Source organism: Mesorhizobium sp. M0894 (assembly GCF_040319725.1).
In the GTDB taxonomy this organism is placed as follows: domain Bacteria; phylum Pseudomonadota; class Alphaproteobacteria; order Rhizobiales; family Rhizobiaceae; genus Mesorhizobium.
Genome location: NZ_JAMYOG010000008.1, coordinates 127111 through 145885, shown reverse-complemented (window position 1 = coordinate 145885; position 18775 = coordinate 127111). Strand labels below are relative to the sequence as shown.

Here is an 18775-nt window from a genome sequence, read left to right as displayed (position 1 = left end):
ACGGAATTGTTGATGGCCGATGATGCCAGCAGGGCGGCTATTTTTCAATTTTTTCAGAATATTTTTTCATTTCCATAGAACGGCTCTTGTAGATTGAATTGATTGGCCTTTCTGTTTTCCACGAATTCGCTTCGCAAACCGGTGAAAAACTTTTTCATTGCTTGCTTGGCCAAACAGGGGAAGAATGGATCCATGGAAACCACTGAAAAACGGCAGCGCGGACGGCCACGCGCCTTCAACGGGCCGTCCGAGGCCGCCTCGGTGCAGTCGCTGGACCGGGCGTTGCGCATCCTGGCGATCGTGGCCGATGGCAGTGGCCTGTCGCTGAGCGAGATCGCCGCCAATTCCGGTCTGCCAGCATCCACCGCCTACCGCATGCTGACGACGCTGGAGAACCATGGCATGGTCGAGTTCGACGGCACCGACCAGCTGTGGTCGATCGGCGTCGAAACCTATCGCATGGGCGCGGCGTTCCTGCGCCGCCGCAAGCTGGTCGACCGCGCCCGCATCGTCATGCAGGAATTGATGGAGAAGACCGGCGAGACCGCCAATCTCGGCGTCGCCGAGGACGATTGCGTCGTCTTCGTCAGCCAGGTCGAAACACACCAGGCGATCCGCGCCTTCTTCCGGCCGGGCACGCGCAGTTCCTTCCATGCCTCGGGCATCGGTAAGGCAGTGCTGGCGCATCTCGAGCCGGAACGCGTCGCCACCATCCTGCGCCGGGCCGGCCTGGAGCGCTTCACTGAAAACACGCTGTCCGACATCTCGGCTCTCGCCCGCGACCTGGTGACGATCAAGCTGCGCGGCTGGTCGGTCGACGACGAGGAGCGGCATCCGGGTATGCGCTGCGTTGCCGCCGCCATCTTCAACGAATTCGGCGAGCCGATTGGCGGCGTTTCGGTCTCCGGGCCGACGGTGCGCGTCACGCCGGAACGGTTGGCCGAGATCGGCCCGTTGGTGCGCGATGCGGCGGCGGAGGTGACGAGGATGATCGGCGGGCTGCCGACCCCTCCCGGCCTTGGCAGCGAACCGAGCGCATGGCAGCGCTGACCAGCGCCGAATGGTGCGACATCTGCCAGGATGGCCAGAGCTAGGCCCCGGGCACCGCGCTCTTGGTCGATAGGTCGTAGAAATCAAGCAGCATCGCCAGCCCAACTCCGCAGGCCGTGAAGATGAGGCCGGCAATGAAGATGCGATTGGCGCGTTCATAAACGCGCCGTTGTAGACACGTTATGTCGAGCAGCAACCGCAGCGCTCGTATCTGCAGGGCAATGCCGATCAAAATCGGCACGACGGCGGCCAGGTGATAGATTTCCCATGGTATCGGGTTGGCGGCCCAATGCGTGATGAAGCCCAGCGAGAACGCCAGCAGGATGCCGACGGTGGTGATTGTGCCGTTGCGGAAAATCGTCTCGATCGGCTCTTCGTTCGGATCGTGCTCGCCCAAGCGCCCTCTCCCTGTTTCGGCTCGGCAGTAGATTGCTGTTCGGCTTGTAGATTAGGCTGCTGGGAAACCCCTGTACATCGGCAAGAGCCGAACGGCGGGATAAGGCAGTTTTCAGTGTTGGCGATTGGCGAAAGCCGTGCGGCAATCCAATCTCCCCCCTTGCGGGGGAGATGTCCGGCAGGACAGACGGGGGTGCGAAGGATCGCCGACGTCGATGTTCAGCCACTCCAACTGGGAATTGGCGTAGGCTTGACTGTCATCTATTGACAAGTAGTGCGGGGCAGCACCCCCCTCTGCCCTGCCGGGCATCTCCCCCGCAAGGGGGGAGATTGGCAGTTTCGTCGACGGCGCCCAATTCAAAAATGATGAGCTATGCCGACATTGGCAGTCGACCATTCGAATAGGAACTCAGACATACAGAAAAAGGGGCGGTGGGATGCCCCTTCTTCCGGTTGCCTGAAACGGTCACCTCCTCTCAAAACGGGCGGTAGTGGCTCTCAAAGGTGGCAGCGATGGCGATAACCGTCGTACCCGACATAGGTGTCCGAGTACGGGTCGTAGCTCTGGTAGCGATTGAGGCAGCGCCGGACATGCCAGGAGCCGCCGTCTTCCTCGATATAGACGGTGCGCGGCTGGGCGAGCGCGCTGCCGAGCAGGAAGCCGCCGACACCTGCAGCAATGCCGATGCCGAGGTGCTTGTTGTAGTGCTTGTGATGGGCGGCCGAAGGCTGAACCGTACCAACCAGCATGGCGGCGGCGACGGTGGTGGCGACGAGGCCGGAAACGATGGTGCGTTTGAACATGACGATCTCCTTGTTGTGAGAGGCGACCCACCGCCTCTTGACCGTCAGTCGTCGCAACAAGGAAAAAGGTTCGAAGATCTTTTTGGATTTTTTCTCGAAGGGAGAAATCGCCCGGCCTGATGCGTCGGCCGCGACCACGAACAGTCGCCGGTCGACAGTTCACCGGAACAATCGGCAGACCTCAGCCCATGCCGGTGATATGGCGAAGCCAGAAGGCGAGCGCGATGAAGCCGATGATGGTGGTGACGCCGGTCCAGTCGATATTGGCGCGCTTCAGATCCCTGACGAGCTTCACCAGGAGAACCCAGGCCACGACGACGAGCGGGAGAATGATGACAAACCTGATCATGCGACAGCCTCGCTGATGCGATTGCACCTTCGGTCAATATAGGAAGCGAATTGGCCGTTTTCAGGACGCCCTGGCGGCAGAACCGGCGCGGTCGCGGCAGCCGAAAACGGAGTTTTGTCTTTACTGGCGCAGCAAATATGCTAACCCGAGCGCCGTGCCCTTGTAGCTCAGCTGGTAGAGCAGCGGTTTTGTAAACCGAAGGTCGGCGGTTCGATTCCGTCCGGGGGCACCAGTGCGGGCTTCTTGAGACCTCGGGGGCGCTTGATATCTGCTCGTCCCCGATATCCACAGGCCGGGGCCGTCAGATCGGTAGCACATCAGCTTCAACGCATATATTCCCTAGCGGAAACCATAGTTCCCTAGCGGAAAACCTAGGAGTCTTCGTTGGAGCAGAAACGCACGACCGCCCCCTTCATCAACGGTATGTTTGGCGGCCTTATCGTCTTCGCCTTCGCGCTTGGTTTCCGTTTCCTGATAAGTCCCGATCCCGATCCAGCATCAAGAGCAACGACAAGCCTTTCCGTACTGGCCTTTGCGATTTGTTTCGGCGCGGCTTTCCTCCGCGAGCATCGACGCCAGATTGCCGCCGCCAGAGAATATCTAAGCCGCCCAAGATCGTACTAGGGGCGTACGTGTCGGGACCGTCCTCGTCGGGTCACCAGAAACTTCCGTGAAATTGCTGGCAAAATCTGTCGCCAGACAACGAGCTAGCATCTCATATCTGGAAACGCTGAGCCCGGGCGTGTCTTCGCCGTTGCAGAGCCGTCATTTCGGCCCGCTCTCCCGGCCTCGGCCATCTCGTACCATTCGATTAAATTGCTCCTGTGTATATTAGCACTCGCTCAATTAAGCGCGCCGACAATGTCGGTGCGGCGGGCCAAAAACCAAAGGGTGTTGTCATGCGAAGTGATTTCGCCGCGGCGCGCGAGCTTTTGGAGTGCGCACAAAACCGCCTCTGCGGCGCGGATGAAACGAGCCGGCGCGTCAACGAGGCCCTCGACGCGCTGATTGAAGAAATAGCCATCGCAGAATTCCGCAAGGCGCCGCTGACGGTCGTGCCGTTTCCGCGAGCGCGGCCTCCAAAGCATATTCGGTAGGGCGTCGCGCCTGTGTTAACAGAACGTCGGCGCCTGTAGTCGTTGAAGCACCATGCCTTCAACCGTATAGTTGGCGGCGCTGATGCTATGAACCCACGAGCTGATCCATGTCACGCTGTGGAGATGTCTACGAGAACAAGGTGACCGGCGAATATGCTGTCATCCTGCGTGGCACGGAAGACCGCGGAGATGGGCCAGGCATCGCCCATCTGACCGCTCGGCCGGGAGCCGCAGTGGTGGGCGAGCACTTCCACCCGAACCTGACGGAACGGTTTACCGTCCTCGGCGGCCGGCTCGACGCTTGCATCGCCGGAAAGACTTTGTCTCTGGGGCCTGGCCAATCCGCCGCGATCGAAGCAGGCGTCGCACATGATTGGTGGAACAGCAGCAAAACCGAAGAAGCGCATGTCCTGGTCGAAGTCGACCGGGCACCAGGTGCGGATGATATCGACCCGAACCGTTTCGAGCTGCTGATTGGCATGCTCTTCGGCCTGGCCAATGCCGGCAAGGTGGACAAAAAAGGCAGGCCTTCGCCGCTTCAGGCAGCAGTCATCGCCAGGGAATTTGCCGACGTGATCGTCTTCACGCACCCGCCACCTGCGATTCAGCGAGTGGCGCTGGGGATCCTGGCGCCACTCGGCCATCTGCTTGGCTATCACGCGATCGACCCCGTCTACTGCAAGCCGCACGGGCACGTCACGCCGGCGCCCGAAGCCCTCGCTCGGGCAGGTCTTTCGGCTGGGTGACTGCAGTCAAACCCCAATCGCCGCCACCAATATCCTGTTCTGCCTGCGTATCGCCGTGCGCAGTTCGGCAATTCTCGCCTCCTCGCGCTTCACGAATTCGATGAACATCATGTTCATGTTGTTGAAGATGAGTTCGCCGAGCGCCGGCCCGTCGATGTCGCGGCGCACCAGGCCGAGCGCCTGCAGGCGGGCGATCAGCGCACGGATCTGCTCGGTCAGTGCCCGGTCGAGCGCGGTATAGGCCTGGCCGAACGGGCTGTCCGGCAGTTGCGTCGAGATCGCCATCGCCTGCCGCCACATCTCCTTGCTGAGATAATGCAGCGAATGTTCGATATAGATGCCGAGCAGCGTATCCAGCGCGTCGCCGACATTGGCCGGCGGGTTGGCGACGACGCCGCGCCCGGCATTGAGCACCTCGTTGACCTCCAGCGAGACGATGGCGCCGAGGATGTCGCCCTTGTTCTGGTAGTAATTGTAGATCGTGCCGACCGAGACTTCGGCCTGCGCCGCGATGGTCTCGATCTTGGCGCCTTCATAACCGGCATCGCGGAATAGGTCCGCTGCCGCCTCGATAATGCGGCGGTGCCGATCCGCCTTCTGCCTTGCCCGCAATCCGCTCATAGCGGCTGTTTGCCACAAAAACAGAATTGACTCAATTTTAGAATTGGTTCAATTTTTTGCCACAAGCCAAAAAGGCAAGGGAGAACACTCGATGTCCATCAATCCAAAGACCCCCAATCCAATTACCAGGAACCCGCTTTCCGTTCTGAAGAGCCATCTCCAAGGCGCGTGCGCCGCGGCAGCACTGCTGCTGGCGGCTGGCAGCCTCGCTCAGGCGCAGGACCTGAACGCGCTGATCTGGTGCGATCACGCCGATCCGGCGCTGTTGCAGCCGTTCGAGGAGGCCAACGGCGTCAAGGTCAATGTCAAGGAGTTCGAAGGCACCGGCGCCGGCCTGGCCATCGTCGATCAATCACAGCCCGGCGACTGGGACGTGATGGTGATCGACAGCATCGACGTACCGCGCGGCGTCGAAAAAGGCCTGTTCGAGCCGCTACCGGAAGACAAGCTGCCGCTGGTCGACCTGTTTCCGCAGGTGAAGATGGATAGCTCCACCGTCGTCGACGGCAAGCGTTACGGCATCACCGAAAAGTTCGGCTACAACACGATCGGCTACAACAAGACCAAGGTCGACCCGGCCGACATGCAGTCGCTTGCCGCGCTGACCGGCGACAAATACAAGGGCAAGATCGCCATCTACGATTATTACCTGCCGGTCATCGGCATGGCCGCACTGGCGATCGGCAAGAAGACGGCGGAACTGACCGAAGCCGACCTTCCCGCCATCAAGGAACAGCTGCTCAAAATGAAGGCCAATGCCAAGCTGGTCGGCGAAGTGACCGCCAGCCAGACAGCGCTGGCGACCGGCGAGGTCGACATACTGGTCGGAGGTGGCGAATGGGTGACGGCGGGGCTGGCCAAGGAAAACCCGGCGCTCGACTTCTCGATCCCGAAGGAAGGCGCCGTGCTGTGGTCGCAGTCGCTGGCAATGTTCAAGGATTCCAAGAACAAGAACCTGGCACTTAAATTCATCCAGTACATTATGAGCCCCGAAGGCCAGGCGCGGCTCGCCACCTCGTCCTGCTATTGGGGCATGCCGGCCAACACCAAAGCGGCGCTGAGCGACGAGCAGAAGAAGATCCTGCGCTTCGACGAGCAGCCGGAGTTCCTTGCCCGCGCCCAGTCCTATCCGGCGCCGAACGCCGATCTCGACAAGAAGATGCAGGACGTCTGGACCGAAATGCTGCAGGCGCAATGACCGGCTGCCGGTCGTGAACTTTTCCAGCAAGGGCGGGCGTGCCCTGCCCTGGGCGCTGGTCACGCCGGCGCTCGGCTGGACGTTGCTGTTCTTCGTGCTGCCCTTCGTCGCCATGGCGGTATCCAGCCTGACGGCGCATGAAGGCGGCGGCTTCACGCTGTCCAACTACAGCCAGTTCTTTGCCAATCCATCTTACTGGCAGGCGATGGTGAACTCGCTGCAGGTCACGGCCATCGTCACCGTGATCTCGGTGCTGCTTGCCTATCCCTTCGCCTGGATCCTGGCCGAGCAGGTGCCGGAGCGCTGGCAGCGGCTGGCGCTGATGCTGGCGGTGCTGCCGTTCTGGACCTCCTATGTCGTGCGTTCCTATTCGTGGCTGCTGGTGCTGGCGCAGAACGGCGTCGTCAACCGCGCGCTGACCGGCTCCGGGCTGTTCAGCGATCCGCTGCAGCTTGCCAATACGCGGCTAGCGACCGTCACCGGCTTCGTGCATTTCTTCGTCATGCTGTTGACGCTGACGATCTTCGCCAATCTGAAGCAGCTCAGCCCCAGCTACCGCAAGGCCGCAGCCGACCTCGGCGCCGGGCCGATCCGGACATTCCTGCATGTCGTTCTGCCGCTGACGCTGCCTGGCATCATGGTCGGCGCCTTCCTCACCTTTGTGCTGTGCATCGGCGACTACATCACACCGCAGATCCTCGGCGGCAACAATGAGCTGTTGATGCCGCAGCTCGTCATGATGCAGATCGGCCGGCGCGGCGATTTTCCGCTCGCCTCGGCGCTGTCGATCATCTTGATGGCGGTCGTCACCATCGCCTATCTCGCCTGCGCCCGTTGGTTGAAGATCGAGCGGGCCTGACCATGCGCGCTCTCATCCGCCTCGTCTCCGGCCTTTACGCCATCGCCATCTATGGCTTCATCTTCTTGCCGGTCGTCGTTCTGGTGCTGTTTTCGCTGCAGGCGACGTCGTTTCCGATCCCGCCCTTCACCGGGCCGTCGCTGCGCTGGTACGAGGCCGTGCTCGCCGATACGCGGCTCACCTCGGCGCTGGTCAACTCGCTGCTGGTGGCCGTCCTCTCTTCGGCTGTCGCCGTCACGCTCGGCTTTCTCTCAGCCTGGGGTTTTGCACGCTTCGCCTTGCCGGGCTCGGGCCTGATGCGTGGGCTGATCACGCTGCCACTGACCGTCAGCTATCTCATCATCGGCATGGGGCTGCTGGTACTGTTCAATTGGGCCGGCATGCCGAAGTCGCTCACTGCCGCCGGCATCGGCCATGTCGTGATCAACCTGCCGCTCTGCTTCGCCATCGTCTACAGCCAGATGGGCGACCACCAGATCAATATCGAGCGCGCGGCGCGCGACCTCGGCGCGCCCGAATGGAAGGTGCTGCTGCTGATCACCGTGCCAGTGATGGCACCGGCGATCTTCGCCGGCTTCTTCCTGTCGATGACCTTCTCCTGGGACGAATTCGTCATCTCGTTCCTGTTGACGCGCTTCGACACGACGCTGCCGGTCGAGATCTGGAACCTGCTGCGCTCCGGTCTCAATCCCAAGACCAACGCCGTCGGCTCGCTGGTCTTCGCCGTCTCCATCGTGCTGGTGGTATTGTTCGAGCTGATGCTGTTGCGGAGGAAGCCGGCATGACCGCGCCACTGGTCGATATAAGCTCTGTCTCGCATCGCTTCGGCCAGCACACGGTGCTGAAGAACGTCTCGCTGACGATCGAGCCGGGCAGCTACACGATCCTGCTTGGGCCGTCCGGCTCCGGCAAGACGACGCTTTTGTCCATTCTCGGCGGCTTCGTCATGCCGAGCGAAGGCAAGGTGCTGATCCGCGGCGAGGACTGCACCGCAGTACCACCGGCGAAGCGGCCGACGACGACCGTGTTCCAGGACTATGCGCTGTTCCCACATATGAGCGTCGGCAGCAATGTCGGCTTCGGCCTGCGCATGCAGGGTGTCAATGGCGCAACCCGGGCAGCAAGGGCGCGCGAGGCGCTGGCGCTGGTTGGCCTCGCCACCGCCTTCGACAAGAAGCCGCACCAGCTTTCCGGCGGGCAGCGGCAGCGCGTGGCACTGGCGCGCGCCCTGGTGGTCGAGCCGGCGGTGCTCCTGCTCGACGAGCCGCTCGGTGCGCTCGACCTCAAATTGCGCCGGCAGATGCAGGACGAGTTGAAGGCGATCCAGAAGCGTGTCGGCACCGCCTTCATCCACGTCACCCACGACCAGGAAGAGGCGATGGCGCTGGCCGACCATTGCGTGGTGATGAATGACGGGCGCATCGAGGATGAAGGGCCACCAGAGCGCGTCTATGCACGGCCGGCGACGCGCTTTTCCGCGACCTTCATGGGCGAAAGCACGCTGATTTCCGGAACAGTGACCGAGGCGAAGAGCGGCAAAATCACCGTCACCACGAAGCTTGGGTCGCTCTCCCTGGCCGGCACATTGCCGGCCGGCTCGACGGTTGCGCTGGCTATCCGGCCGGAGCATCTTGTCCTCGGTGCGATCGGCGGCGCTGTAGCGCTTGGCATGATCAAGGTCAGCGACGTCGTCTTCCAGGGTAGCTTCAAGCGTGTGCTGGGGACCTCCACGACCGACCCGGCGCTGCACTTCATCGCCAAGGTTCCCGCCGCATCGGCCGTCCAGCCCGGCGACGTGGTCGCCGTATCGTGCGATGCTGGCGACATCATCCTGCTTGCGGACTGAACATGAACACGCTTCCAATTATCGACGCTCCTAACTGGTACGAGAGCATCCGCATGGGCGATGGCGTGACGCTGATCCACGAGCCGTGGATCAAGCCGTTCTTCCGCTGCAACATCTGGCATGTGCGGGGCCGCGACCGCGACCTGCTGTTCGACACCGGCCTCGGCCATTTCAGCCTGCGCCGCCACGTACCGCTGGTCACGGAACGCAAGCTCACCTGCGTGGCCAGCCACACGCATTTCGACCATATCGGCTGCCATCACGAATTTCCCGACCGCTGCGTGCACCCGGCCGAGGCCGAGATCCTCGCCGACCCGCGCAACGAATGGACGGTTGCCGACCGCTATGCCACCGAGGAGATGTTCGACGGCATGCCGCAAGGCTGGGATACGAAGCGCTACCAGATCCTGCCCGCACCAGCCGGCCGGTTGCTCGAACAAGGCGACATCGTCGATCTCGGCGACCGTGCCTTCGAGGTGATCCACACGCCCGGCCATTCACCCGGCGGCATTGCGCTCTACGAAAACAGGACGGGCATCCTGTTCTCCGGCGACATCATCTATGACGGCCCGCTGATCGACGACGTTTATCACTCCGATATCGACGACTATGTCGAAACGCTGCTTCGTATGCGCGGTCTCGATGTCTCGGTCGTGCATGGCGGGCATTTCCCGAGCTTCGGCAAAGTCCGCTATCGCCAGCTTGTCGACGAGTATCTCGCGCAAAAGCGCCAGGCCGGCTGCCATCTGCTCGCCCGATAAGGACTAGCGTTGTAGCGTCAAAGCGCCCTTTGCGGGCAGGGTGTCCCCGCCGCGTCGCCGCAGCGTGAGGCCGTGGGCTCGGGTCTAAAACTCTTTTCCTCCGACTGGCGCACCAGTTCCGCGAAAGCCAGGGCAAAACTTGCCAGCATCAGGAAGACGATAATCAAGCGTGCCAGCGGCAATAGATCGGCCTCGACTGGTTAGCCCCACGCCGCCCATCCACTGCCGGCTAACATGATCGATCCGGCTTTACGAGAGTTTAAGGCAGGTCTTAACCATCACATCATTTTGTCCCCCGACATGATGCGCGAGTGCGCCCTGTTTGGCCGCCATCTCAAGACACCTCCCTCCCTTTGCAGAAATGCCCGCCCATGCTAACCCGGCGCTGGCGCGACCCCGCAACCGGTCGCCACCAATCGGTCGTTGCCAATCGGTTGTCGTTGAGAGCCATGAGCAAAACCGCCAGCCGTTTCGCCTTCGTTTCATCCGGTACAGCCGACGCCAATGCAGCGCTGGAAAGCCTTTCGGCACGCTACGGCCAGGCATCCGTCGAGGATGCCGGGATCGTCGTGGCGCTCGGTGGCGACGGCTTTCTGCTACAGACCCTGCGCGAGACGATGAGCACTGGAAAGAAGGTCTACGGCATGAACCGTGGCACCATCGGTTTCCTGATGAACGAATACCGCGCCAGCGGCTTGACCGGGCGCATCGCAGCTGCGGTCGCCGAAACGATCCGTCCGCTGGAGATGCAGGCGGTGACGGCGGAGGGTGAGACGATTTCGGCGCTGGCGATCAACGAGGTCGCGCTCTGGCGCCAGTCCTACCAGACCGCCAAGATCCGCATCACCGTGGATGGGCAAGAGCGGCTGGAGGAATTGCACTGCGACGGCGTTATGATTGCGACGCCGGCCGGCTCGACCGCGTATAATCTGTCGGCGCACGGGCCGATTCTGCCGCTCGACGCTCCGCTGCTGGCGCTGACCCCGGTCAGCCCGTTTCGTCCGCGCCGCTGGCGCGGCGCGCTGCTGTCCAACAAGGCGATCGTGCGTTTCGACATTCTGGAGCCGGAAAAGCGGCCCGTGAATGCCGCCGCCGACCACACCGAAGTCAAGGCGGTGACGACGGTCACGGTGAGGGAATCGCCGACCGCAACGGCGACGCTGCTGTTCGATCCCAACCATTCGTGGAACGAGCGCATTCTCGCCGAACAGTTCCGCTATTGAGCCGGCGCGGCAGCCACTGCGCAAATTAAGCATCGCGATTAAGGTTACGACTTCACAATCGCGCCAATGCCGCCCGTTTGTGTTGACAAATCGTAGGCTTGCGCCTACCTGCAATACCAATCTTGCAGGCGCGCGGCGCTTGCCGCGACTGCTTATGTTGCGCCCCCGAACCAGCCAAAGACAGCCAAACTTGTCCTCAGACACCCAGATCGCTCAAGAAGCGTTGACCTTCGCAGACCTCGGCCTGTCGCCGAAGGTCCTTTCCGCAGTTACCGATGCCGGCTACACCGAGCCGACGCCGATCCAGGCTGGTGCTATCCCGCACGCCTTGCTCGGCAAGGACGTGCTGGGCATTGCCCAGACCGGCACCGGCAAGACGGCGTCGTTCGTCCTGCCGATGCTCACCCGGCTGGAAAAGGGCCGCGCCCGCGCCCGCATGCCGCGTACGCTGATCCTCGAGCCGACGCGCGAGCTAGCCGCGCAGGTCGAGGAAAACTTCGTCAAATACGGCAAGAACCACAAGCTCAATATCGCGCTGCTGATCGGCGGCGTGTCCTTCGACGAGCAGGACAAGAAGCTCGAGCGCGGCGCCGATGTGCTGATCGCGACCCCCGGCCGCCTGCTCGACCATCGCGAGCGCGGCAAGCTCCTGCTCAATGGCGTCGAGATCCTCGTCATCGACGAGGCCGACCGCATGCTCGACATGGGCTTCATCCCCGACATCGAGCGTATCTGCGAGATGATCCCGTTCACCAGGCAGACGCTGTTCTTCTCGGCGACGATGCCGCCGGAGATCACCAAGCTCACCGAGAAATTCCTGCACGCGCCGGTGCGCGTCGAAGTGTCGAAGGCTGCGTCCGCCGCCACCAACATCATCCAGCGGCTGGTGAAATCCGGGCCAAAGCCTTGGGACAAGCGCGAGACGCTGCGCAATCTGATGAAGGCCGAGGATGCCGAGCTGAAGAACGCCATCATCTTCTGCAACCGCAAGGTCGAGGTGTCGGAGCTGTTCCGCTCGCTGCTGAAATATGATTTCGACGCCGGCGCCCTGCATGGCGACATGGACCAGCGCGCGCGCATGCAGATGCTGGCCAATTTCCGTGACGGCAAGCTGCGCTACCTTGTCGCTTCGGACGTCGCGGCGCGCGGCCTCGACATTCCCGACGTCAGCCATGTCTTCAACTACGACGTGCCGATCCACGCCGAGGATTATGTCCACCGCATCGGCCGCACCGGCCGCGCCGGACGCTCCGGCAAATCCTTCACCATCGCGACCAAGTCGGACACCAAATACATCGACGCCATCGAACGGTTGATCGGCACCAAGATCGAGTGGCATGACGGCGACCTGTCGACGGTTGTCGCCAGCGAGGGTGGCGAGGATGAGGCCCCCCGCCGTGGCCGTGGTGCGCCACGCCGCGCCGGGCGCAAGGACGACACCAAGGAGCGCAGGCCGCGCGAGCGCCACGCCAAACGTGGCGAGGAAGCTACGCCGGAAGCGGTGAGCGAGGAACAGCCGGTCGTGGCCGAAGCCGCGGTCGCCGACATCGGCGAGCGGCGTACCCGCAAAGAGGCGATCCGCTCGGAAAACAGCGAGCGCCAAGCTTCACCTGAACGGAACGCTTCGCCCGATCGCAACGAACGGCGCGCGCCCGAACGCGGCGACACCAGGCCGCAGCGCGAGCGCCCTGCCCGCCAGCGCCAGGAAGACAATGACGCGACCGTCGGCTTCGGCGATGACATGCCCGCCTTCATGCGGATCGTCGCCAAGGTCTGATACCACAGCGCTCGCGCGTCCCGCCGACGCGCGAAGCACGAAGCCGGCATAAGACGGCCTCGCCTCACGCTGAGAGGGCGTTAGTCCGGCAGGCCCGCCTTGCGAAGGCCTTCGATGTACCTGCTGCGATCGTCCGGTCGATAAAACGGCGGCAGCACCTCGGCAAGATTCGAAAGCCGCAGCGAGGGATCGAGCTCGCAGACCCGGGCCATCATCTGCTGCGCTTCCGACAGGCGCCCCGCTAGGACATGACTCGCCGCCACTACACGCATCGCGCTCACGTAGTTCGGTTGGTACCGCAGCGACTTTCCCGCCCAAGTGGCAGCGTCATCGTAGTGGCCGGCACAAAAATGAGCGAGCCCGGTGTTGAATTGCCAAGCGAACAGGCGTGGATCCAATGGGCTTAGGCGCATGGCAAGCGCGGCGTGCTCGACGGCCTTGCCTGGCTCGCCAAAGCAAGCCCTGACCCAGCTGCTTAGGCCCCACGCGGCCGCTAGATTCGGGTTGAGAACGAGCGCGCGATCGATGCAAGCCGCACTGTCGTCAAGGTCGCCACCTACGTAGCCGAGCACGTATCCACCGAAGGAAAGCGCAATCGCATCGTCCCTTCCGAGTTCGACCGCTCTCCTGGCCAGTCGAGTAGCCTCGGCATTCTCTTTCGCGCGGTCGACCATCCAGCCGTTGCTTTTTCGGGTAGCGTAGCACCGCGCCGCCCGCGCATAGGCTGCGGCAAACTCCGGGTCACGGTCGATCGCCTTCATGAAGAGGCGCAAGGCATCGTCAATGGCCGACCTACTAGTGATCGTCCGGTCAAAGGCCGCCAGCCCGCGGAGATAGTAGTCATAGGCGTCGAGGCTTTCAGTCGGTTTGCGTTTGGCACGCTCGATCTCAGCCTCCTCCATTTTCGGTGTGATTGCGCCGACAATGCTCCAGGCGACCTGGTCCTGCAGATCGAAGACTTCGGCGAGCGCTCCGTCAAAACGGTCGGCCCAGAGATAGGCCCCTGTCGAGGTGTCGATGAGCTGCCCGGCGATGCGCAGGCGGTCGCCAGCCCGGCGAACACTTCCCTCGACCACATAGCGCACGCCCAGCTCACGCCCGACCTGCTCTATGTCTACGGACCGTCCCTGTAGGTGAAGCTCGAATTCCGTGCGACTACGAACAGGTGACGAAAGTGAGCCAAGGCCGTGACAATGTCTTCCACCATACCGTCGGCAAAATATTCCTGCTCCATATCACCGCTTAGATTCTGAAACGGCAGCACCGCTACCGATGGGTGGTCGTCGCGCCTCGTCGGGGCCGCCAGAACCTGCGCCAGTGATGCGACGCCGGAGCTTGGCTCCGGCCGCGGACGTTCAGGTCGTTCACGGGACTGCAGAGAAGCCGCCAGCGAGCTTGTCTGCTCCTCAGGCTCTGCATCCAGATGTTTTTTCAAAGCTGCCCGACACAGCTCGAACTGGCGCAAGGCGGCGTTTTCGTGACCTCGATGAGCGTGGATGCGGATCAGCGCCCGATGGGCCGCCTCCGCCGTCGGATCCGAGGCGAGCAATCTCTCCGCGAGCCCTTCGCAGGCCGTCTCTTCCGCTGAGCCGGGTGCGGGCAACGCCAGGCTCAGCCGATCGACCAACTGCAGCGCTTTGCGCTGATACTTGCTCAGATAGGGTCCAAACCACTCGTCCAGTTCGTCAGGAATGGCTTGCCCGGCAAGCAACTCACCGCGGTAGATATCGGCGGCGAAGGCGAGATCAGTGGTCCGGCCCTCCTCCAGCTTCCGGTCGAAGATCGAGATGTCCGCCTCATCCGGACCGGCAATAAGCGCGACGGTTTCCTGATCCCCATCGATGTAGACGGTGGCATCCGAGCTGGCGGGGAACGTGCGCCTGATGTCGACCAGCGCCTGACGCAAACTATTGCGGGCCTGCCCATTGCTTCGCCCCGGCCAAAAGGCTTCGGAAAGCTGCTCGCGACGATGGCCGCGGCGGCCTGCGAGAACCAGAGCAGCAAAAAGAAGCGAAGTCTTGCGTGTGGCGAACCGGACGGGCCGGCGCTCCGGGGAAGTAACCTCCAGGCCACCAAGCAACCGGATGCGCACAAATCGTCTCCAGACTTTGACCGCGGCGACAGAATAGCATCTCGGTGGATCGATTTAACACCGATTTAACGGCGGATCGTCGGACTCCTCCCAATTGTTCACACACAGCCGAACAGCCCGAAAACACCTGCGTGGCACGCTCCCATCCGCAAACTCGAAATGGGAGACCAAAACAATGGCTCACACGGAAACTCGCGCCGCCCGCGGCATGTCCAAACGCTTGCTTGGGTCTGGCTTGAAAAGCGCAGCAATGATGATCGCTGCATTCACGAGATGGCGGCGGACCGCCGCAAGACGCAGGGCACTGGCAGATTTGACGATCGATCAACTGAAGGACATCGGTCATTTGGAGGTCCATCAACCAGCACTCGACGCCGTCAAGGCAGTTCTGATCACGAACTTGATATCGATGAGGTAAGATCGGCGCTCAGTTTGGTTTGGGCCCTAAAGGTTCCTGAGTTCCAGGCGAGATGCCAACAGGTCCAGAAAAGCGCGTACTTTGGCCGAGGACGACCTGCCTTCCGGCCACACGGCGTGTATCGGCACCGGCACCGGCTCGAATTCGGTCAGAACCAGTTCCAGGCGGCCATCGTCCACCAGGTGTTTTACCTGCCAAAGCGGGGAGTAGCCCAGACCCAAGCCGTGAACCGCGGCTGCATAGATCGATATCATCAAATTGGACCGGAAGGTGCCCGCGACCTTCACCGGCCGGGGCTTGCCTTCAATCTGAAACATCCATTCGCCCGGGCGGCCGTCAACGGTTCGTACGATGCATTCATGCTCACGCAATTCGAGCGGATGGGCCGGTCGGCCGTGTTGTCGAAAGTAGGCAGGTGCGCCGAACACGACGCGCCGCAGCGCCCCCAGCCGCTTCGCCCGTAGACTGGAATCCGGCAAATCGCCGATCCGGACCGCCAGATCGAGACCCACGGCATCCAGATCGACAAATTCATCGGAAAGCTGGAGGTCAACCTCAACCTGGGGATATGTCCGCATATAGTCGGCGATGACCGGCATCAGGAAATCCGGGCCGAACAGAACCGGGGCACTCACACGCAGGATGCCGGACGGCTCGGATCGTCGGTTGGCCGCCTGAAGCCTGGCTTCGTTTATTTCCTCGATGGCGGGCTTGATGCGTTGGAAAAAGGCCGCACCGGCTTCGCTCGGCGTCGAGCGGCGCGTCGTCCTGTGCAGAAGCTCGACCCCGAGGGATTCCTCCAATGTCGCCAAAGACCGACTGACCGACTGCAGTGAGCGGTTCAGCCGGCGTGCGGCAGCCGTCAGGCTGCCATGCTCGACAATGGCAATGAAGGCTTCGAAATCATCTATCCGGCTCATCGCGTATTTCTCCCGAAAATCGGGATAAACTATCGCCACATCGATCAATTGTAACGCAGTTCGCTAGATTTTATCTTCCCTGCACAGGCCGAAAGGCAGACTCGAGGGAAGGAGATCGTCATGCGAACACCCAGTCCAACCGTCCTGGTCGTAGGCGCCGCAGGCCGCGTTGCCGGTTTGGTGGTGCCTGAACTCGTCCGCCGCAATGCCAGGGTTAGAGCGCTTGTTCGTGACGCCGCGGCTGCCGAAAAAGCCCGGAAAGCCGGGGCATCCGAGATCGCGATCGGTGATCTGCGCAACCATCAAAGCCTTGAACAGGCCGTCGAAGGTGTCGACGGTGTCTTCCACATCGGGCCGGCCTTTGCTCCCGACGAAGCCGCCATGGGGGTTGCCATGGTTGAGGCAGCGGCGCGAGCAGGCGTTCGGAAATTCGTCTTCTCATCTGTGATCCAGCCCACCAATACGAGGCTGGAAAACCATGCAAGCAAGGTACCGGTCGAAGCTGCCCTCTATTCGACGAACATGGAATACACCATTCTGCACCCGGCCAATTTCATGCAAAATATCGCGGCGGCCTGGCCGTCCGTCGTCGAGCATGGCGTTTTCGCCGAGCCGTTTCCAAAGACGGCGAAGCTGGCCCGCGTCGACTATCGCGACGTGGCTGAAGTGGCAGCGATCGCACTGACCGAAACGCGTTTGTCCTATGCGACCCTCGAGCTGTGCGCCGACGGTATGCACAGCCGCGAAGAGGTCGTTGCCATGATCAGCGAGGCGCTTGGCCGGCCGGTTTCAGCAGGCGAGCCGACATTTCAGGACTGGGCGGCGAAAGCCCGCCTTCCCTATACCGACCGGCAGTTGCAGATGCTGGCCAAAGTACACAGCCACTACGCCAAATACGGCCTGGGCGGGAACAGCCTGGCGTTGCGCGCCGCGCTTGGCCGCGAGCCGCGTTCGCTGCGAAGCTTCATTCGGGAATTGGCGCTGCCGGTGGCACATGCCGCCTGATCGTCCTCACAATAACGCTTACGCACACTTTCTGATTAGGAGATTTCGATGCAAGCATCACCGGACCGAGCCTTCAAATTGAGAAAGCTGCCGCCCTCCTACGGCGCGGTGGTGATGCCGTTGGTTCTTTCGATTCTGATGTCCTCGATTGTCTCGGCGGTTTCGACGGCAATCGGCGCAGGCTGGACGGACGGGTTTATTGCGGCCTGGAGCTATGCATGGGGCGCTTCATGGCTTGTTGCGTTTCCCAGCCTGCTGATTGTGCTTCCGATCGTGCGCCGGATCGTTGCCGCGATTGTCGATCAGCCGGCCCGGTCCTGATATCACAAACGCAGCGCGCCGGCGGCCGGCGGTCCGGCATAACCATTAGAGCGGCCCCGTACGGAGCCGCTCTCGGTTCATGCGCTTGCCTCAGGTGAGCGGCGACAGCTGGATCTCGACGCGGCGGTTCTGAGCCCGGCCGGCAGCGGTCGCGTTGGAGGCGATCGGACGCGTCTTGCCGAAGCCGGTGACGGCGAAGCGGCGGGAATCGACGCCCTGCCCGGACAGATAGTTGGCGACCGCCAGGGCGCGGCGCTGCGACAGGTCGAAATTGTGCTCGTCGCCGCCGGTCGAGTCGGTGTGGCCGAACACGTCGACGGTGGTCTGCCGGAACTTTTTCAGCACAAGGGCAACCGAATTCAGCACCGGATAGAACCCAGCCTTCACCGCATCCTGGTCGACGTTGAAAGTGATGTCGGACGGCATGTTGAGGATGATCTGGTCGCCGGTGCGGGTGACGCTGACGCCGGTGCCCTCAAGCTGCCGGCGCAGTTCGGCCTCGTTCTGGTCCATGGTGGCGCCGATGGCGCCGCCGGCAAGCGCACCGATGCCGGCGCCGATCAGCGCGTTGCGGCGGTCGTTGCCGCCGGCAAGCATGCCGAGCCCGGCACCAGCCAACGCTCCCAGACCGGCGCCGGCAGCGGTGTTGGAAACCTTCTGCTCCCCGGTGTAGGGATCGGTGGTGCATGCGCTCACGAGCACAGCCGTCGCCACGACGGCGAGCACAATCTTTTTCATATGGTGGTCCCTCTCCATACCACGGCCGCGCAATGGCGCACCGCATCAGCCCTTCCAGCGACTTGTAACATGAAATGCGGCGAAAAGCGGACCAGCAAAAGCCGCTGCGGCGGCTTTCCCCGGCTCATTCCACCCGGCTGCCAGCGGCTCGCGCGACCACCGCAATTCGACCGTCTACCAGAGGTTCTTGCCGTCGATGACCACCACTTCGACCTTGTCGAGATCGAAATAGTCGAACAGCCGCGAATTCACGCTGATCTTCGGATTGTCGAAATTCGGCTCGCCCGTCGACCAGTCCGGCGTTTCGGTGAAGGTGCCGCAGCCGCAGGTGGCGCAAAAACCGTGTTTTATGGTTTTCGATCCCCATCGGTAGAACGAAACATTCTCCGGCGGGCTGGTAAGTCTGAATTGCGATGGCGTGTAATAGGCCCACAACGACCCGCGTTTCGAACAGAAGGAACAGGTGCATCGCGTCACCGTCTGCGGCGCTTGCGAAACCTCGAACGTGGTCGCCTTGCAGTGGCAGCTTGCCTTGATGGTCATGGATTAGTCCC

21 protein-coding genes, 1 tRNA gene and 1 pseudogene are annotated in these 18775 nt (G+C 62.2%); 15 read left to right on the top strand and 8 right to left on the bottom strand.

Annotated features, from left to right (window positions below):
• The first annotated feature begins 192 nt into the window (after nt 1-192).
• Entirely contained in the window at nt 193-1050 is an 858-nt protein-coding gene (bhcR, locus tag NKH91_RS17570) for an HTH-type transcriptional regulator BhcR (RefSeq protein ID WP_352496179.1), read from the top strand.
• Nucleotides 1051-1090: 40 nt separating this feature from the next.
• Here bhcR and NKH91_RS17565 read toward each other — a convergent pair whose 3' ends face one another.
• The 3 genes from NKH91_RS17565 to NKH91_RS17555 all read right to left on the bottom strand — a co-directional run bounded on the left by NKH91_RS17565 (nt 1091) and on the right by NKH91_RS17555 (nt 2599).
• Nucleotides 1091-1447 carry a hypothetical protein gene (locus NKH91_RS17565; RefSeq protein ID WP_023717507.1) on the bottom strand — a complete coding sequence of 119 codons (357 nt, stop codon included), beginning with the start codon at nt 1445-1447 and terminating at the stop codon, nt 1091-1093.
• A gap of 497 nt (nt 1448-1944) precedes the next feature.
• On the bottom strand, nt 1945-2388 hold the full coding sequence (locus NKH91_RS17560) for a BA14K family protein (RefSeq protein ID WP_245278519.1): 444 nt from the start codon (nt 2386-2388) through the stop codon (nt 1945-1947).
• 43 nt (nt 2389-2431) lie between these two features.
• Complete coding sequence (locus NKH91_RS17555) at nt 2432-2599, bottom strand: hypothetical protein (protein ID WP_023717505.1); 168 nt, start codon at nt 2597-2599, stop codon at nt 2432-2434.
• Between the two features lie 156 nt (nt 2600-2755).
• Between NKH91_RS17555 and NKH91_RS17550 the strand changes: the two genes are divergently transcribed.
• From NKH91_RS17550 to NKH91_RS17535, 4 genes are all read left to right on the top strand, one after another.
• Nucleotides 2756-2831 (top strand) — tRNA-Thr (locus NKH91_RS17550).
• A gap of 152 nt (nt 2832-2983) precedes the next feature.
• The gene (locus NKH91_RS17545) at nt 2984-3223 is read left to right on the top strand and encodes a hypothetical protein (RefSeq protein WP_031193539.1); all 240 of its coding nucleotides are present in this window, start codon (nt 2984-2986) and stop codon (nt 3221-3223) included.
• Between the two features lie 275 nt (nt 3224-3498).
• Nucleotides 3499-3696 (top strand): hypothetical protein, encoded by a 198-nt coding sequence (locus NKH91_RS17540; protein ID WP_352496180.1) that lies wholly within the window; start codon nt 3499-3501, stop codon nt 3694-3696.
• A 107-nt stretch (nt 3697-3803) separates the two neighbouring features.
• Nucleotides 3804-4442, top strand: a complete 639-nt coding sequence (locus NKH91_RS17535) for a cupin domain-containing protein (RefSeq protein ID WP_352496181.1) — start codon at nt 3804-3806, stop codon at nt 4440-4442.
• Between the two features lie 6 nt (nt 4443-4448).
• Here NKH91_RS17535 and NKH91_RS17530 read toward each other — a convergent pair whose 3' ends face one another.
• Nucleotides 4449-5063 carry a TetR/AcrR family transcriptional regulator gene (locus tag NKH91_RS17530; RefSeq protein ID WP_352587612.1) on the bottom strand — a complete coding sequence of 205 codons (615 nt, stop codon included), beginning with the start codon at nt 5061-5063 and terminating at the stop codon, nt 4449-4451.
• Nucleotides 5064-5154: 91 nt separating this feature from the next.
• On the opposite strand from NKH91_RS17530, the gene NKH91_RS17525 reads away from it, so the two are divergent.
• The 7 genes from NKH91_RS17525 (at nt 5155) to NKH91_RS17495 (ending at nt 12727) form a co-directional block, all read left to right on the top strand.
• A complete protein-coding gene (locus tag NKH91_RS17525; protein ID WP_352496183.1) occupies nt 5155-6261 on the top strand; it encodes a polyamine ABC transporter substrate-binding protein in 1107 nt (368 codons plus the stop codon).
• A 13-nt stretch (nt 6262-6274) separates the two neighbouring features.
• On the top strand, nt 6275-7120 hold the full coding sequence (locus tag NKH91_RS17520) for an ABC transporter permease (RefSeq protein WP_352496184.1): 846 nt from the start codon (nt 6275-6277) through the stop codon (nt 7118-7120).
• Between the two features lie 2 nt (nt 7121-7122).
• Nucleotides 7123-7905 carry an ABC transporter permease gene (locus tag NKH91_RS17515; protein ID WP_352496185.1) on the top strand — a complete coding sequence of 261 codons (783 nt, stop codon included), beginning with the start codon at nt 7123-7125 and terminating at the stop codon, nt 7903-7905.
• Entirely contained in the window at nt 7902-8966 is a 1065-nt protein-coding gene (locus NKH91_RS17510) for an ABC transporter ATP-binding protein (protein WP_352844910.1), read from the top strand. Before NKH91_RS17515 ends, NKH91_RS17510 begins: the two co-directional genes overlap by 4 nt.
• A gap of 2 nt (nt 8967-8968) precedes the next feature.
• On the top strand, nt 8969-9727 hold the full coding sequence (locus NKH91_RS17505) for an MBL fold metallo-hydrolase (protein WP_352844912.1): 759 nt from the start codon (nt 8969-8971) through the stop codon (nt 9725-9727).
• A 449-nt stretch (nt 9728-10176) separates the two neighbouring features.
• Nucleotides 10177-10950: an NAD kinase gene (locus NKH91_RS17500; protein WP_352492517.1), complete on the top strand. Its 774-nt coding sequence runs from the start codon at nt 10177-10179 to the stop codon at nt 10948-10950.
• A 190-nt stretch (nt 10951-11140) separates the two neighbouring features.
• Entirely contained in the window at nt 11141-12727 is a 1587-nt protein-coding gene (locus NKH91_RS17495; protein ID WP_352844914.1) for a DEAD/DEAH box helicase, read from the top strand.
• An 80-nt stretch (nt 12728-12807) separates the two neighbouring features.
• Here the strand turns inward: NKH91_RS17495 and NKH91_RS17490 are convergent.
• Nucleotides 12808-14819, bottom strand: a pseudogene (locus tag NKH91_RS17490) (BTAD domain-containing putative transcriptional regulator).
• A 175-nt stretch (nt 14820-14994) separates the two neighbouring features.
• Here NKH91_RS17490 and NKH91_RS17485 point away from each other — a divergent pair.
• Nucleotides 14995-15237 carry a YjiS-like domain-containing protein gene (locus NKH91_RS17485; protein WP_352484563.1) on the top strand — a complete coding sequence of 81 codons (243 nt, stop codon included), beginning with the start codon at nt 14995-14997 and terminating at the stop codon, nt 15235-15237.
• Nucleotides 15238-15263: 26 nt separating this feature from the next.
• Here the strand turns inward: NKH91_RS17485 and NKH91_RS17480 are convergent, their stop codons facing one another.
• Nucleotides 15264-16196, bottom strand: coding sequence for a LysR family transcriptional regulator (locus NKH91_RS17480; protein WP_352845200.1), 933 nt, complete (start codon nt 16194-16196; stop codon nt 15264-15266).
• 81 nt (nt 16197-16277) lie between these two features.
• On the opposite strand from NKH91_RS17480, the gene NKH91_RS17475 reads away from it, so the two are divergent.
• Together NKH91_RS17475 and NKH91_RS17470 are read left to right on the top strand one after the other, a co-directional pair.
• Nucleotides 16278-17162: an NmrA family NAD(P)-binding protein gene (locus NKH91_RS17475; RefSeq protein WP_352643510.1), complete on the top strand. Its 885-nt coding sequence runs from the start codon at nt 16278-16280 to the stop codon at nt 17160-17162.
• A 48-nt stretch (nt 17163-17210) separates the two neighbouring features.
• Complete coding sequence (locus NKH91_RS17470; protein ID WP_023717491.1) at nt 17211-17483, top strand: DUF2798 domain-containing protein; 273 nt, start codon at nt 17211-17213, stop codon at nt 17481-17483.
• A 90-nt stretch (nt 17484-17573) separates the two neighbouring features.
• Here NKH91_RS17470 and NKH91_RS17465 read toward each other — a convergent pair whose 3' ends face one another.
• Nucleotides 17574-18221, bottom strand: a complete 648-nt coding sequence (locus NKH91_RS17465; protein ID WP_023717490.1) for a YiaD family glycine zipper/OmpA-like lipoprotein — start codon at nt 18219-18221, stop codon at nt 17574-17576.
• Between the two features lie 174 nt (nt 18222-18395).
• Nucleotides 18396-18764: a GFA family protein gene (locus NKH91_RS17460; RefSeq protein ID WP_023717489.1), complete on the bottom strand. Its 369-nt coding sequence runs from the start codon at nt 18762-18764 to the stop codon at nt 18396-18398.
• Nucleotides 18765-18775: the final 11 nt, after the last annotated feature.

Excerpts from the sequence above, each read along its gene's own strand:
- bhcR (WP_352496179.1), top strand. The coding sequence starts at position 193 with ATGGAAACCACTGAAAAACGGCAGCGCGGACGGCCACGCGCCTTCAAC.
- NKH91_RS17555 (WP_023717505.1), bottom strand. The coding sequence starts at position 2,599 with ATGATCAGGTTTGTCATCATTCTCCCGCTCGTCGTCGTGGCCTGGGTT.
- NKH91_RS17540 (WP_352496180.1), top strand. The coding sequence starts at position 3,499 with ATGCGAAGTGATTTCGCCGCGGCGCGCGAGCTTTTGGAGTGCGCACAA.
- NKH91_RS17535 (WP_352496181.1), top strand. The coding sequence starts at position 3,804 with ATGTCACGCTGTGGAGATGTCTACGAGAACAAGGTGACCGGCGAATAT.
- NKH91_RS17530 (WP_352587612.1), bottom strand. The coding sequence starts at position 5,063 with ATGAGCGGATTGCGGGCAAGGCAGAAGGCGGATCGGCACCGCCGCATT.
- NKH91_RS17525 (WP_352496183.1), top strand. The coding sequence starts at position 5,155 with ATGTCCATCAATCCAAAGACCCCCAATCCAATTACCAGGAACCCGCTT.
- NKH91_RS17515 (WP_352496185.1), top strand. The coding sequence starts at position 7,123 with ATGCGCGCTCTCATCCGCCTCGTCTCCGGCCTTTACGCCATCGCCATC.
- NKH91_RS17510 (WP_352844910.1), top strand. The coding sequence starts at position 7,902 with ATGACCGCGCCACTGGTCGATATAAGCTCTGTCTCGCATCGCTTCGGC.
- NKH91_RS17505 (WP_352844912.1), top strand. The coding sequence starts at position 8,969 with ATGAACACGCTTCCAATTATCGACGCTCCTAACTGGTACGAGAGCATC.
- NKH91_RS17500 (WP_352492517.1), top strand. The coding sequence starts at position 10,177 with ATGAGCAAAACCGCCAGCCGTTTCGCCTTCGTTTCATCCGGTACAGCC.
- NKH91_RS17485 (WP_352484563.1), top strand. The coding sequence starts at position 14,995 with ATGGCTCACACGGAAACTCGCGCCGCCCGCGGCATGTCCAAACGCTTG.
- NKH91_RS17475 (WP_352643510.1), top strand. The coding sequence starts at position 16,278 with ATGCGAACACCCAGTCCAACCGTCCTGGTCGTAGGCGCCGCAGGCCGC.
- NKH91_RS17470 (WP_023717491.1), top strand. The coding sequence starts at position 17,211 with ATGCAAGCATCACCGGACCGAGCCTTCAAATTGAGAAAGCTGCCGCCC.
- NKH91_RS17465 (WP_023717490.1), bottom strand. The coding sequence starts at position 18,221 with ATGAAAAAGATTGTGCTCGCCGTCGTGGCGACGGCTGTGCTCGTGAGC.
- NKH91_RS17460 (WP_023717489.1), bottom strand. The coding sequence starts at position 18,764 with ATGACCATCAAGGCAAGCTGCCACTGCAAGGCGACCACGTTCGAGGTT.